The 13,763-nt window shown below is 28.7% G+C and carries 11 protein-coding genes; 5 read left to right on the top strand and 6 right to left on the bottom strand.

The features are described 5' to 3' along the window. Nucleotide 1: 1 nt before the first annotated feature. Nucleotides 2–1,138, bottom strand: a complete 1,137-nt coding sequence (locus MPF13_RS07380) for a glycosyltransferase family 4 protein (protein ID WP_249981714.1) — start codon at nt 1,136–1,138, stop codon at nt 2–4. Nucleotides 1,139–1,212: 74 nt separating this feature from the next. Between MPF13_RS07380 and MPF13_RS07375 the strand changes: the two genes are divergently transcribed. From MPF13_RS07375 to MPF13_RS07360, 4 genes are read left to right on the top strand one after another with little or no spacing between them, the layout of a single operon-like run. After that, a complete protein-coding gene (locus MPF13_RS07375) occupies nt 1,213–1,896 on the top strand; it encodes a YjjG family noncanonical pyrimidine nucleotidase (protein WP_249981713.1) in 684 nt (227 codons plus the stop codon). 29 nt (nt 1,897–1,925) lie between these two features. Next, entirely contained in the window at nt 1,926–2,471 is a 546-nt protein-coding gene (locus MPF13_RS07370) for a hypothetical protein (RefSeq protein ID WP_249981712.1), read from the top strand. Next, a complete protein-coding gene (locus tag MPF13_RS07365; protein WP_249981711.1) occupies nt 2,464–3,843 on the top strand; it encodes a DUF5723 family protein in 1,380 nt (459 codons plus the stop codon). Before MPF13_RS07370 ends, MPF13_RS07365 begins: the two co-directional genes overlap by 8 nt. Nucleotide 3,844: 1 nt before the next feature. Further along, nucleotides 3,845–4,603: a hypothetical protein gene (locus MPF13_RS07360; RefSeq protein WP_249981710.1), complete on the top strand. Its 759-nt coding sequence runs from the start codon at nt 3,845–3,847 to the stop codon at nt 4,601–4,603. On the opposite strand, the gene MPF13_RS07355 is transcribed toward MPF13_RS07360, so the two are convergent. Next, on the bottom strand, nt 4,600–5,871 hold the full coding sequence (locus tag MPF13_RS07355) for a replication-associated recombination protein A (protein WP_249981709.1): 1,272 nt from the start codon (nt 5,869–5,871) through the stop codon (nt 4,600–4,602). The genes MPF13_RS07360 and MPF13_RS07355 overlap by 4 nt on opposite strands. A gap of 76 nt (nt 5,872–5,947) precedes the next feature. On the opposite strand from MPF13_RS07355, the gene MPF13_RS07350 reads away from it, so the two are divergent. Then, nucleotides 5,948–6,619, top strand: a complete 672-nt coding sequence (locus MPF13_RS07350) for a rhomboid family intramembrane serine protease (RefSeq protein ID WP_249981708.1) — start codon at nt 5,948–5,950, stop codon at nt 6,617–6,619. On the opposite strand, the gene rlmB is transcribed toward MPF13_RS07350, so the two are convergent. The 4 genes from rlmB to MPF13_RS07330 form a co-directional block, all read right to left on the bottom strand. Then, nucleotides 6,616–7,371, bottom strand: coding sequence for a 23S rRNA (guanosine(2251)-2'-O)-methyltransferase RlmB (rlmB, locus tag MPF13_RS07345; RefSeq protein ID WP_249981707.1), 756 nt, complete (start codon nt 7,369–7,371; stop codon nt 6,616–6,618). The genes MPF13_RS07350 and rlmB overlap by 4 nt on opposite strands. An 82-nt stretch (nt 7,372–7,453) precedes the next feature. Further along, the gene (locus tag MPF13_RS07340; RefSeq protein WP_249981706.1) at nt 7,454–8,977 is read right to left on the bottom strand and encodes a RagB/SusD family nutrient uptake outer membrane protein; all 1,524 of its coding nucleotides are present in this window, start codon (nt 8,975–8,977) and stop codon (nt 7,454–7,456) included. Nucleotides 8,978–9,000: 23 nt separating this feature from the next. After that, nucleotides 9,001–12,180: a SusC/RagA family TonB-linked outer membrane protein gene (locus MPF13_RS07335; protein ID WP_249981705.1), complete on the bottom strand. Its 3,180-nt coding sequence runs from the start codon at nt 12,178–12,180 to the stop codon at nt 9,001–9,003. Nucleotides 12,181–12,307: 127 nt separating this feature from the next. Further along, complete coding sequence (locus MPF13_RS07330) at nt 12,308–13,756, bottom strand: SusD/RagB family nutrient-binding outer membrane lipoprotein (RefSeq protein ID WP_249981704.1); 1,449 nt, start codon at nt 13,754–13,756, stop codon at nt 12,308–12,310. Nucleotides 13,757–13,763: the final 7 nt, after the last annotated feature.

Here is a 13,763-nt window from a genome sequence, read left to right as displayed (position 1 = left end):
ATTAGTTGTTTATAGATTTATAATACAGGTTTGTGAATTTTTGTTCAATAACGGCTTCACTAAAATTAGATTTTACATAGTTGTGCATTACATCTTTAGTAGTAGTTTTGTTTTTGTTGTAATAATAATTAAGAATTTCTTCTTCTAATTTTCTTTCATCTTTAGTAGTAATTAATTTACCAAAATTTTCTGGGAAATGTTCACTAATTCCACCAACATTAGTAGAAATAACTGGAGTTCCGCAAGCAAAAGACTCTAAAATTACACAAGGTAAATTTTCAAAATTACTAAACAAAATAAATAAGTTTGCTTCTTGTAAATGTTGAATGACTAAAGCATGTGGAATTTGATTTATAAACTCAATGTTCTTTTCTTTTATCCTTAATTCCTGGGCAAAAACTTTATATTTATCAGCATTTGCTCCTATCAATTTAAAGTGAAAATTATTAATTTTATTTTGAAGAAGAGATACAACTCTAAGTATACCAGAAACATTTTTGTGATGATCATCCATATTAGAAATATGAACTACAGAAAAAATGTCATTATTAATATTTTTAGGAAAAAAAGAAGATGTATCTACTACATTTTCTACAACATTATAAGTTCCTTTTAGTCCAAACTGAATCATAGAACTTTCTAAATCTTTAGTAACAGGGCAAATAAAAGAAGCATTTTTTGCAATTACTTTAGAAATTAATTTCTGAGTTAGAGAAATTTTATTTGAAAGTGGGTGTTTATAATCAGTCCAATGCTCTGTAATTATAAAAGGAATTTTTTTAAACCATTTTAAATAAACACTAAAAATGCCAAAAGGAAATAATTCATTTAAGTGTACAATATCTAAACTGTCTATTTTTTTTAATATTAAAAGAAACGCTTTTCTAAAGTAAAGTATTTTTTTTATTGGGTTTTTTGTAAATTTTAAATAGGCAATATGGGTTTCTATTCCATTTATAAGTTCTGTAGTAAGCTCAATATTTTTATTGCTTTTTTTATCTGTAATAATGTGTAAAACAGTTACATTATGTTTTAAAGATACAGCTTCTGCATGTCTTTGTATAAAATCGCCATTAGTAGTTAAAACCCTAGAAGGGTACCAGCCACATAAAAATAAAACGTTAAGTTTACTACTCAAGAAAGTTGGTTTAGATAATGCAAATATAACGCTCTAAAGCTTTATTTATTATTATTAATTTATACTTTTATAGCATGAATATACAACATGTTTTCTTTGACTTAGATCATACATTATGGGATTTTGAAAAAAATTCTGATTTAACTTTTAAAAAAGTATTTAACAAAAATAATATTGATACCAATTTAGAATCATTTTTAGAGGTTTATAGACCTATTAATTTTGAATTTTGGAAGCTATATCGTGAAGAAAAAGTAACTAAAGCAGAATTAAGATATGGTAGATTAAAGAAAACTTTTGATGCAATTAACTATACAATTTCTGATGGTGTTATTGATTTAATTGCAGAACAATATATAGATCATTTATCTGATTTTAATTATCTTTTTGAAGGCACTTTTGAGATTTTAGATTATTTAAAAGAAAAATATCAGTTACATATTATTACAAATGGTTTTGAAGAAATTCAAAGTAAAAAATTGCAGAATTCTAAAATAGATCATTATTTTAATAAAGTAATTACATCAGAATCTGTGGGAGTTAAGAAACCAAACCCTAAAGTTTTTACCCACGCTTTAAAATTAGCAAATGCAAATAGTGTAAATTCTATTATGATTGGAGATAATGTTGAAGCAGATATAAATGGAGCTATAAATGTGGGTATGAAAGCAATTCATTGTAATTTCGAGGATAAAGTTATAAATGATAAAAGTTTTATATCAGTATCTTCACTTTTAGAAATAAAACAATATATTTAACTTTTTAACGTTTAAAAAAAAACAATAAAATGTCCTCTAAAAAATTTTTACCACTCCTTTTTTTATTCTTCACAACAGTTTCTTGTGTAGATGATTTAGATTTTGATCAAATTAACGATTATAGTGCTACACCAGAATTTACAGCAGCATTAACTTCATTTAGAATTTTGCCTTTTCAGTTTTTTAATTCTTCAGGTATTCAAGAAACTGAGAGAACTGATATCACAGATTTTAGAATTTTTCAAAATAGTTATTTAAGAGATAAACTGGTAAAACTAGATTTTAATTTAGAAATTAAAAATGAGTATAATAGGGCATTTATCTTACAAATAGATTTTTTAAATTCTAATAATTCAATTACGCATCGTTTTCAAGAAATTAGAATTAATGCAAATACATTAGACTATAAATTTTTAGAAGAGATTGTTGTTAATACAAATCAAAATATTAAAAACACTTCTAAAGTTAGAATTACTGTACAATTAGAAGATCCATTGTTAGCAATAGATCCAAATGGAACAGAAGAATTAGAATTAAAATCATCACTAAAATTCTACCTTGATACAGATGCTTAATATTAAAAGATTTTTACCGCTATTATTTCTCTTTATTTTAAAAAATAGCATCAGTCAAAACAAACAAATTCTCTACAATTTTGCAGAGTTACCTCAAACATTATTATTAAACCCAGGAGCTGAAACAAATTATAAATTTCATATTGGTGTCCCTTTATTATCAGGCTTTTCTTCAGAATTTGGATCAACAGGGTTTACTGTTACAGATATTTTTGCCAATAATAATGTTTCTATAAACGATAAAATTGCTAATGTTTTAAATAAATTAACTACAAGAGATCATGTTAAATTTAATTTTCAACTAGAAGTTTTAAACGGAGGTTTTAGGTACAATGATGATACTTATTTTAGTTTTGGATTTTATCAAGAATTTGATGGAATATCTTATTATCCTAAAGACTTAATAACGCTTTTAAATGAAGGTAATTCAGCTTATTTAAATAAAAATTTTAACTTTTCTCAAATACGTTATAAAGTTGATGCTTTAGGTGTTTTACATTTTGGTGTAACAAAAAATGTAAATGAAAAATTTACAATAGGAGGTAGGTTTAAAGTATATTCTTCTGCTCTAAATATGGAAAGCACCAATAATACAGGAACTTTTACAACAGTAAATGGTACCAATAATATTTATAGTCACTATTTAAATAATGTAGACATAAATTTAAGAACATCTGGATTGGTTAAAGACAATGAATTTATTGACAAAACAGGCACTTATTTAGGGAATACTTTTTTTGGTTCTAATTTAGGTATTGGTTTAGATGCAGGTTTTACATATAATATTTCTAATCAAATACAATTAACAGGTAGTATTACAGATTTAGGTTTTATAAAACATAAAAAAAATATAAAAAACACTTTTATTAAGGGAAGTTATTCTTTTGATGGTATAGAATTTGGTTATGATGAAACTAATTCTACTAACTATTGGAATGAATTAGATCAAGATTTTAAAGAAAAAGTACCTTCTGGAGATAACCAAGACTTATATATTTCTTGGAGACCAACTAAGTTTAATGCATCTTTAAAATATAGCTTTGGCCAAAAAAGAAGCAAAGAATGTTATGATAATACGTATAAAGACTTTTATAGAAATGCTATGGGAGTTCAATTATACTCTGTTTTTAGACCTCTAGGGCCTCAATTAGCATTAACAGGTTTTTTCGAAAAATCACTTTCAGAAAAACTACATGCAAAATTAACTTATACAGTTGATGATTATTCTTTTTATAATATTGGTGCTGGTTTTTCTGCACAAATAGGAAAAGTTAATTTTTATGGAATGGTTGATAATATTGCCCAATTTAACGATATTGCAGCTACAAATAATATTTCTTTACAATTAGGAATTAATTTAATATTCAATTAAAATGATTAAAAAAATAGCATTTAGTTTATTGTTTTTTATAGCAATATCTACTTATAGTCAAAATGAACAAATTAGTAATTATAAGTATGTAATTGTTTCTAATAAATTCGATTTTTTAAAGCATGCAGATCAATATCAAACAAGTTCATTAACTAAGTTTCTATTAAAGAAAAAAGGCTTTACAGTATTTTTAAGTAATGAAACTTTACCAGAAGAATTAGTTGCTAATAGATGTTTGGCTTTAATTGCTAATGTTACAGAAAACTCTAGTTTATTTTCAGTAAAAACAATAATTGCCTTAAAGGATTGTTATGGGCAGACTATCTATACTTCTAAAGAAGGAAAAAGTAAAGAAAAAGATTTTAAAAAATCATACCATGAAGCTATTAGAATGGCATACAGTACTATGTCAGATTTAGAATATAAGTATGAGCCTAAAAAAGAAAACAAAATAAAAGCAACTACTGTAGTTACAAAAGTTTTGCCTGTTAAAAAAAGCATTCCTTTAGTAAAAGAAGACATTACAAAACAAGAAACTGTTTTAAATGTTGAAACCTTGTATGCGCAAACTAAACCTAATGGTTTTCAATTAGTAAATACAAAGCCAGAAATACTTTTTCAAGTATTAAATACAAATGTAAAAGATGTTTTTATAATTAAAAGTAAAAACGGTATTTTATATAAAAGTGATACAAGTTGGATTGCAGAATATTATGAAAACAATACTTTTATTGCTAAAAAATATAATATTAAATTTTAATAATCATATTTCGTTTTCCACCTTTTTTTTAAACTTTCTCTAAAATTATTTTCTCTGGCATTCATTCCTGGATCATATAATTTAGTGCCAGAAATTTCTTCGGGTAAAAATTCTTGTTCTATAAAGTTATTAGGATAACTATGAGAATATTTATAATTTTTACCATAGTCTAAGTCTTTCATTAATTTAGTTGGTGCATTTCTTAAATGAAGAGGTATAGATAAATCTCCAGTTTTTTTTACAACATCAATTGCTTGATTAATAGCCATATAAGAAGCATTACTTTTAGGCGAATTTGCTAAGTATACAGCACATTGACTTAAAATAATTCTAGATTCTGGATTTCCAATTACAGATACAGCTTGAAAAGTATTATTTGCTAAAATTAAAGCTGTGGGATTTGCGTTTCCAATATCTTCAGAAGCAGCAATTAGTAATCTTCTTGCTATAAATTTTACATCTTCTCCACCTTCTATCATTCTTGCTAGCCAATAAACTGCCCCATTAGGATCACTACCTCTAATAGATTTAATAAAAGCAGAAATTATATCATAATGTTGCTCTCCAGTTTTATCATATCTAACTGTGTTTTTCTGAATTTTTTCTAAAACTAATTCGTTCGTAATTTCAATTTCTTCTTCAGTAGAAACTAATAAATCAAAAATGTTTAATAACTTTCTAGCATCTCCACTAGATACTTGTAATAAGGCATCAGTTTCTTTTAAAATTATTTTTTTGGTTGATAAAAACTCATCTTTCTCTATAGCTCTATGAATAAGAGCAATCAAATCGTTTTTATCAAAAGAATTTAAAATATATACCTGACAACGTGAAAGTAGGGCAGGAATAACTTCAAAACTCGGGTTTTCTGTTGTAGCTCCAATAAGAGTTACCCAACCTTTTTCTACAGCTCCTAATAAAGAATCTTGTTGAGATTTACTAAATCTGTGAATCTCATCTATAAATAAAATTGGATTTTTAGCAGTAAATAAGCCTCCACTTTTCTTCGCTTTTTCTATAACTTCTCTAACATCTTTTACACCAGAACTAATAGCACTTAATGTATAAAAAGGTCTTTTAGACTCAGTTGCAATTATGTTTGCAAGTGTGGTTTTACCAATTCCAGGAGGTCCCCATAATATTAATGAAGGAATTATACCTTGTTTAATTAAATTTGTTAAAACACCATTTTTACCAACTAAATGTTGTTGACTTATATAATCATCAAGTGTTTTGGGTCTAATTCTTTCTGCCAAAGGTTCATTCATACAGTAAAAATAATAAAGATTTCTGACAGAATTTGTAAAATTCTTATTTGGTTAGATTTTTGTTATTTTTAATCTGATGGAAAATGAGAATCAATTAAAAAAATCTACATCTTTTTTACTTATTCCAATTATTTATGTAATTGCAATTTGGGTTATTTATTGGATTGAAATCAATTTTGATTTTAATTTTAACAAATTTGGAGTTTATCCAAGAACTTTTGTTGGTTTTAGAGGAGTTTTCTTAACACATTTTATACATAGTAATACCAATCACCTCTTTAATAATTCTATACCTTTATTCGTTCTCTTAAGCAGTCTCTTTTACTTTTATAAAAAAGTTGCTTATAAAGTTTTATTAATTGGAGGTTTACTAACAGGATTATTAACGTGGGTTATTGCAAGAGAATCTTTTCATATTGGTGCAAGTGGTATAGTTTATCTTCTTTTTAGTTTTATTTTTTTTAGCGGAATTATAAAAAAACACTACAGATTAGTAGCACTTTCTTTAATAATAATATTTTTATATGGAAGTATGATTTGGTATGTATTGCCTATTAAAGATGGTATGTCTTGGGAAGGACATTTATCTGGATTTTTAACAGGCTTTATCTTATCAATAATTTATAGGAAAAAAGGAATTGTTAAAGAACAGCATCATTTTCAAGAAACAGATTTTGATTTACTATTTGATGAAAATGGAAATTTTTCACCCCCAAAAGTAGAAGAAAGAGTAGAAGAGGAGTTTTAACTCATTCTTTGTCTAACAGTCTCATAAAGGAAAGCTCCACAAGCAACAGAAACATTTAAAGAAGCTATTTCACCTAATAATGGTAATTTAGCTTTAAAATCTACCATTTTTAATATAGAAGGATTAACACCTCTATGTTCAGAACCCATTACAATAGCTATTGGTTGTTTAAAATCTATATCAAAAATAGAATCTTCAGTTTTTTCAGTTGCAGCAACAGTTTTAATTTCTGATGCTTGTAATAAAAATAAAGCATCTTTAATATGGTCAACTTTACAAATAGGAATTTTAAAAGCAGCTCCAGCTGATGTTTTTATAGTTTCAGCATTTACAGGTGCACTTCCATTTTTTTGAATAATAATACCATTTACACCAGTACATTCTGCAGTTCTAATAATTGCTCCAAAATTTCTAACATCAGATAATTGATCTAAAAGTAAAAATAAAGGAGTTTTTTTGTCATCAATAGTCTTTTCAATTAACGTTTCAAGGTCATAAAATTCTACAGGAGAAATTTGTGCAACAGCACCTTGATGATTACTTCTTTTTGATAACCTATCTAATTTTTCAACGGGAACCATACTTGTAGTAAGTTTATTGCTTTTTATTAACTTATCAAGTTCATAAAAAAGACTTCCTCTTAAACCTTTTTGCAAGTATATTTTATTAATGGTAGAACCACTTTCTATAGCTTCTATAATAGCTCTAATTCCAAAAATATTTGTAGTCTCTGTAGTATTGTTGTCATTCATTTTGCAAATGTATGTTAATTTTAGAGCATAAAAAAACCACCTCGTAAAGAGGTGGTTTTATTTTGTTTATTATGATTAAGATCTATGGATTTTGATCGTCTTCAGTAATAGCATCATTTAAATTTATTTCATCTAAAGGTAATTGGAAAGTAAACCTAAAATCTCCAGCTGGAATATTATAAAATACACTTGGTATATCTAAGTGAGTAGTACCTGGGAAGTCTCTAATAAGACCTACACCCCATCTTTTCATATCTAATAAACCAAATCCTTCACCCCATAATTCAATTCTTCTATGTAATCTAATTTCATCCATTAAAGCAGAACCAGTATTACTAGATAATGTATAACTAGGATCTCTATCAGAAACTAATTTATATAATGCAGCAGCAGCAGGTACATCTAAACCTTCATTTGCGTTAGCTTCAGCTTCAATTAAATACATTTCAGCAACTCTCATAAATACATAGTCAGCTTCAAAAAATGTGTTGTCATAAAACTTGTAGTTGTAAATTTGATCAGGAAATGCAGTCTTTATTGCTCCATTATCATAACCAAACCAACCTTTACGAATATCTGTAGCAGAAATTGCATTGTATAATCTTACATCAGCAGTTCTATGATGTCCTAACTGACCTGGGTATCCAGGTGTATATCCATTTGCACCATAAAAAGCTGGAGAATAAGATTGCATTTGAGAAAAGAAAGATGCATAGTAAGAAGTAGTATCAGCATTAATATCAGCTCCAAATAACCACTCAGGGTTATTAATGTCTTGGAAACCATCCATAATTCCATTACCTGCTAAACTACCACCACCTTGAGCAATTTTAGCATATTTTATAGCGTTGATATTATCTCCTTTTAATAACATAAATCTTGCTAAAAATCCTGCAGCTACAACTTGGTTTATTGCTGTTTTATCTGTCCTTGTATATCCAGCAAGTTCATTATATCCTTCTGTATAATCTTTTTCAATTTGATCATACACTTCTTGTACTGTTAATCTACCAAAACCAGGACCGTTAATTAAATCAGCTGTTGGATCTACTAAAGGAATTCCTGCATCTGACATAGCTGGTTGTCCTTTTTGATAAATTTGAATTAATTGGTAATAACAAAAACCTCTCATTACTTTAGATCTAGCAAGAACATATTTAAGATCATCTGTTAATTTGTTTGGATCTATGCCACCAATTAAACTAATTGTTTGATTACTACCTTTAATAATTGTATAGTAGTAATTCCAAATTACAGAAGTCCAACGAGTTTCATCTATTCTAGCATTATATTTGTAATATTCATCATACCACCATCCATTATTAGAATCAATCATGTCATTAGACATAACATCCATTATTAAATCGATAGATTTTTGTCCGTAATCTGCATGACCATTATCACCTGCAACTCCAAATGTTCTTAAATTGTTTACAGTACTTACATCGAAAGAACTAGCAATGTTTAAAAGTGCCTCAGGAGATTCTTCTGCTAATTTAGCAATATCATCATCTGTTACTATGTTTTCTAAATCTGCATCAACAAATTCATCTGAACAGGCCATCATGAATACTGAAAGCACTGTTAATATTAATATTTTTTTCATTTTTTTTAAAATTAAAATTAAAATTAAAAGTTAACTGTTAATCCTAAGGTGTATGTTTTCAAAGCTGCATATCTTACAGAATTTGTACCACCTGTAGAACTTGCTCTTGGATCATAACCTTGTATATCTGATGCTTTCCATAATCCTACGTTATTAGCAACACCATATATTCTTACACTACTTAAACCAATTTTGTTAGAAATATTAGCTGGTACTGTATAACCTACTGCAATGTCATTTAAACTAATATAATCAGAGCTGATTAAAAATAAATCTGAAGTATTATAACTTGATGTACCATCAAATACTCTAGGTAATGTTCCAGTTGTATTATCTGCTCTCCAAGTTTTCCAGAAATCTTTATGGAAGTTATCTCCTACAGTACCAGTAAAACCATCATTATAAATAGAATTAAAAGCAGTACCTCCAAATTGGTATGATAATGCAATATTAAAGTCCCACGCTTTATAAGTTAATGAAGTAGAAAAACCACCATAAACATCTGGTAAAGCAGATTTACCAATTTCGAATTCAGTAGCAGTACCTCTATCTTCTGTTGTACCATTAGTTGGAGTTACTCCATCAGCTTCAAATTCTTTTGTTGTTTCCCAAATGGCATGACCCGTTGTTTCACTAACACCTACGTATTTATATGTGTAGAAATCAAAAGCACTTCCACCTTTTGTCCAACGATATATACCATTATCAATAAATTCTCTACCTGGAGCCATTTTTGTTATTTCATTTTTATATGAAGTCGCATTAAAATCTACTGTCCAAGTTAAATCTTGTTTGTTTATAATATCATAACCAATAGATAATTCAACTCCTTTATTCTGCATATCCATAACATTTTCTGGAACAGAAGGTAAACCAGTAGAGTTAGGTAAAGGTCTGTTAAAGATCAAGTCAGTAATTTTTCTAACAAAATATTCACTTTCTATTCTTAATCTATTATCAAACATGTTCAATTCAAAACCAACATTTAAGTTTTCTGAAGTTTCCCATTTTAAATCTTTATTCCCTAAATCATTTTTTTCTGGAGCAAAAGAAGATCCATCACTAACAAGAGTCCATTGGTCTAAATAAGGAGCATAGTTTCTTGTTACTGTAGTTCTATCATAATTTACAACATCATTTCCTTGTTGTCCGAAACTTGTTTTAAGTTTTAACTCAGATATCCAAGAAATGTCAGACATAAAATCTTCTTGAGAAACTCTCCAAGCAGCACCAGCTCCCCAAAAGTTACCCCATCTATTATCTGGGTGAAATACAGAAGAACCATCTCTTCTAATACTACCATTAATGAAGTATTTACCATCATAATCATATAATGCTCTAGCAAAGAAACCTTCAAGGTTATATTCAGTTGGTCCACCAGTTAAGTTACCAGCACCATCATTCTCTGCAAATAAACTTAAAGAAGTATCACTTGAGATAAATTGATCTCTTTTATCTCCTCTTATAAAAGTACCATATAATTGAGAAGTTTCATGACCTAATAAAATATCAATATTGTGAACATCTTTTATTGTTTTGTTCCAATTTAATAATTGTTGGTTTGTAAAAGTAGTACGTTTACCATATACTTCACTAATTCTACCATTAACATCTGTACTTGTTGCACTACCTACAATTTTATTAGTGTAATTTACAGTTCTATAAAAGTTGTAATCAACACCAAAGTTGTAAGTAAATGTAAAATCATTTAAGAAATTATATCTTGCATAAGCTCTAGTAGACATGTTATCTCTATCAGAGTTATTTATGTTTAACGTTTGTAATGCATGTGGGTTAGAAAAACCATTAACTGGTCTTCCAGCTACAGCATTAGGAGAAGTAACTTCTGCCCAGTCCCATTGTCTATTACCTGCATTATCTAAAGCTAATTCACCAGTATTATGATCTCTAGCAAATGTAGTATATATTGGTGCTAAATCTCTTACCCAAGCAAAGTTACCTGTAATATTATTTGTTAAAGTACCAGTTTGGAATCTATTTGCATAAGAAAAAGATAAACCTGTCTTTAAGTTTTCAGTAACATCAACATCAAAATTAGATTTAATAGTATATCTCTTAAATCCAGTGTTTACATTAAAACCTTCATTATCTTCATGCCCTAAAGAAAAGAAGTAAGAAATTTTATCTCCACCTCCAGAAACACTTAAATAAGTAGATTGAACACCACTCGCATCATTAAAAAGTTGATCTCTCCAATCAGATTCCCATAATTGGTTTCCTCCTCTAGCTTTTCCTGTTACAGGGTCTACAACAGTGTTTCTGTCTCCACCATATACGTTGTAAACTAAACCTATACCAGCACCATCAATTAAGTTTTGAGAAGCATAAGCTCCTGCATCAGCTTCTGTAGCTCCTCCAACCATTTGGTCACTCTTTATCATTGCCCAATATGCTTCATAATACTCTCCAGCATCTGTCATTACATCGTAATCTTTAATAGCTCTACTAGTAAAACTAGTTTTACTATCAAAACTTACACGTACTTTTCCTTTCTTACCTTTTTTAGTAGTAACAATAATTACACCATTTGCACCTCTGTTTCCATATAAAGCTGCAGCAGAAGCATCTTTTAAAAATGACATTGACTCAATATCATTTGGGTTAATTGAAGTAATAGACTCGTTAAAAGGAACACCATCTACTACATAAAGTGGTGCAGATGAACCTGTAAGAGTACCAACACCTCTAAATCTTACTGTTGGAGCAGCTCCTGGTTGACCAGAATTTGAATAAATTTGAACACCAGCTACTTTACCAGTTAAACCTGTTACAGCACTACCAGAAGCAACTTTTGCAAACTCTTCTGATTTTACTTGTGAGATTGATCCAGTTAAAGATTCTTTTTTCTGAGTACCATAAGCAGTAATAACAACTTCTTCTAGAATACTTGCATCTTGTTCTAATCTAACATTCATAGTACTGCTAGTTCCGATACTTTTTTCAACAGCTTTATATCCTAAATAGCTAAATATTAAAATATCTCCTTTTTTAGCTTTAATAGTATACTTACCATCAAAATCTGATTCTGTACCCTTGTTTGTACCTTTAACCAATACACTAACACCTGGTAAAGGGCCTGAATCATCTGTTACAGTACCTGAAACAGTTTTTTCTTGTGCAAAAGAAATTTGCACTACTAACGCTAGTAAAAGCGTTAAAAATCCATTAAACTTTGTCTTCATTGTATAATTATTTGAATTAATTAAAGCCAAAAGTCTTAAAATAAACTTAAATAAACAATTTTTTAACATAAAAAGAGCTGTAAAATTATTTTACAGCTCTTTTTTAATAGTTAAATTTTACTATTTACTAGTTTTTATCCCACCATAATTTAGTGTGAAGGTCATCTGGACCTTGTATGCTTATAATAGCAGAATAGTTAGCTTGATTGTTATCTTGTACAGAAGAATCATAAGCTAATCTTACTGGAATTCTTGGATCACCAGCAAACTCAGAAGGAGTTAACGCAGGTGCATCTAATCTTCTCCATTCAGACCATGCTTCTTGCCCGTTTAAATATAAAGCAATCCACTTTTCATATGCGATATCATTTATAGTAGATGATGTATGAGCAGCTAAATAAGTAGCTATGTCAGCTGCATCTACACCCCAATAAGTCATAGAGTCTGTAATTCCTTCACTAAATAAAGTTGCAGCAGTAGAACCACCAACATTCCATCCTTTTAAAGCTGCTTCTGCCATAGAAAGTTTTATTTGAGCAGAAGTATAAATTGGAGTTGGATATGTTTCATCATATATTATAGTTGCAGTTGGAAAAGAAAAATCAGGTACATTACCATTTACTTTACCATCAGGAGCTCCTACATAAGCAGCATCAGCATTACCAGGAAATAAAGGGTTTGCAGCTGTACCAGTTTTAGATGGTTCAGCATATTTAAATAATCTTGGATCTAAGTTAGTTCTTAAAGACTCCATCATTGCGTCAGATAAAATATAATCTTCTCTAGTTTTAAATCTATCATGCCAAGGGCTATCTCCAGCATCATCAGAAGTATAGTTGTATTCTATGTTTGCTGCGTTAGATTTAATATAATTTCCTGAAGCTATTACTTCTTCAAATTTTGTTTTTGCTAAAGAAGGGTTTACATCAGAAATTCTTAAAGCCATTGTCATCTTTAATGAATTAGCAAATATTCTCCAACGACTCATGTCTCCACCAAAAATAATATCACCAGAAGGTCCAGTATTAGAATTTATTAATCCTAATGCTTCTTCTATTTCAGCGAACATAGTATTATACAATTCTTCCTGAGTATCAAATTTAGGTTGTGGGTTGTCTATTCCTTGAAATGCTTCTGACCAAGGTAAAGCTCCCCAACTATCTGTCATAAATTGAAGTACAAATGCTCTTAGAATTTTAGCGGTAGCTATTTGATTATTATTGTCTCCAAATGCTTCTGCTTGAGTCATAGTAGCAGGATCTGTATTTAACTTAATGATTTCATTTAAGTTTTGTACAGAACCAGTAAAATAGTCATTGTAATTATATGTTAAAGTTGCATATCTAGATTGTGCTGGATATTGCCCTTCAGTTATCTGTTGTGTAAATAGAGTTCCAGAAATATCAGTTCCAATTTCTGATACTACTTTTTGTGCTTCTGTTAATAATTGTGAAGTAACAGCAGCAGTAGGTCCATTAGGGTTATCATTAGTGTTTCCAAAATCAACAGTTTCACAAGAGCTATAGATAAATGACACACATAATAATAATATTGCTTTTTTAAATATATTATTCATGTTATTT

It is taken from the genome of Polaribacter sp. Z022, assembly GCF_023555495.1.
In the GTDB taxonomy this organism is placed as follows: domain Bacteria; phylum Bacteroidota; class Bacteroidia; order Flavobacteriales; family Flavobacteriaceae; genus Polaribacter.
The sequence above is the reverse complement of the archived record's forward strand: the minus strand, read 5'-3'. Positions and strand labels throughout refer to the sequence as shown.

Excerpts from the sequence above, each read along its gene's own strand:
- MPF13_RS07375 (WP_249981713.1), top strand. The coding sequence starts at position 1,213 with ATGAATATACAACATGTTTTCTTTGACTTAGATCATACATTATGGGAT.
- MPF13_RS07370 (WP_249981712.1), top strand. The coding sequence starts at position 1,926 with ATGTCCTCTAAAAAATTTTTACCACTCCTTTTTTTATTCTTCACAACA.
- MPF13_RS07365 (WP_249981711.1), top strand. The coding sequence starts at position 2,464 with ATGCTTAATATTAAAAGATTTTTACCGCTATTATTTCTCTTTATTTTA.
- MPF13_RS07360 (WP_249981710.1), top strand. The coding sequence starts at position 3,845 with ATGATTAAAAAAATAGCATTTAGTTTATTGTTTTTTATAGCAATATCT.
- MPF13_RS07355 (WP_249981709.1), bottom strand. The coding sequence starts at position 5,871 with ATGAATGAACCTTTGGCAGAAAGAATTAGACCCAAAACACTTGATGAT.
- MPF13_RS07350 (WP_249981708.1), top strand. The coding sequence starts at position 5,948 with ATGGAAAATGAGAATCAATTAAAAAAATCTACATCTTTTTTACTTATT.
- rlmB (WP_249981707.1), bottom strand. The coding sequence starts at position 7,371 with ATGAATGACAACAATACTACAGAGACTACAAATATTTTTGGAATTAGA.
- MPF13_RS07340 (WP_249981706.1), bottom strand. The coding sequence starts at position 8,977 with ATGAAAAAAATATTAATATTAACAGTGCTTTCAGTATTCATGATGGCC.
- MPF13_RS07335 (WP_249981705.1), bottom strand. The coding sequence starts at position 12,180 with ATGAAGACAAAGTTTAATGGATTTTTAACGCTTTTACTAGCGTTAGTA.
- MPF13_RS07330 (WP_249981704.1), bottom strand. The coding sequence starts at position 13,756 with ATGAATAATATATTTAAAAAAGCAATATTATTATTATGTGTGTCATTT.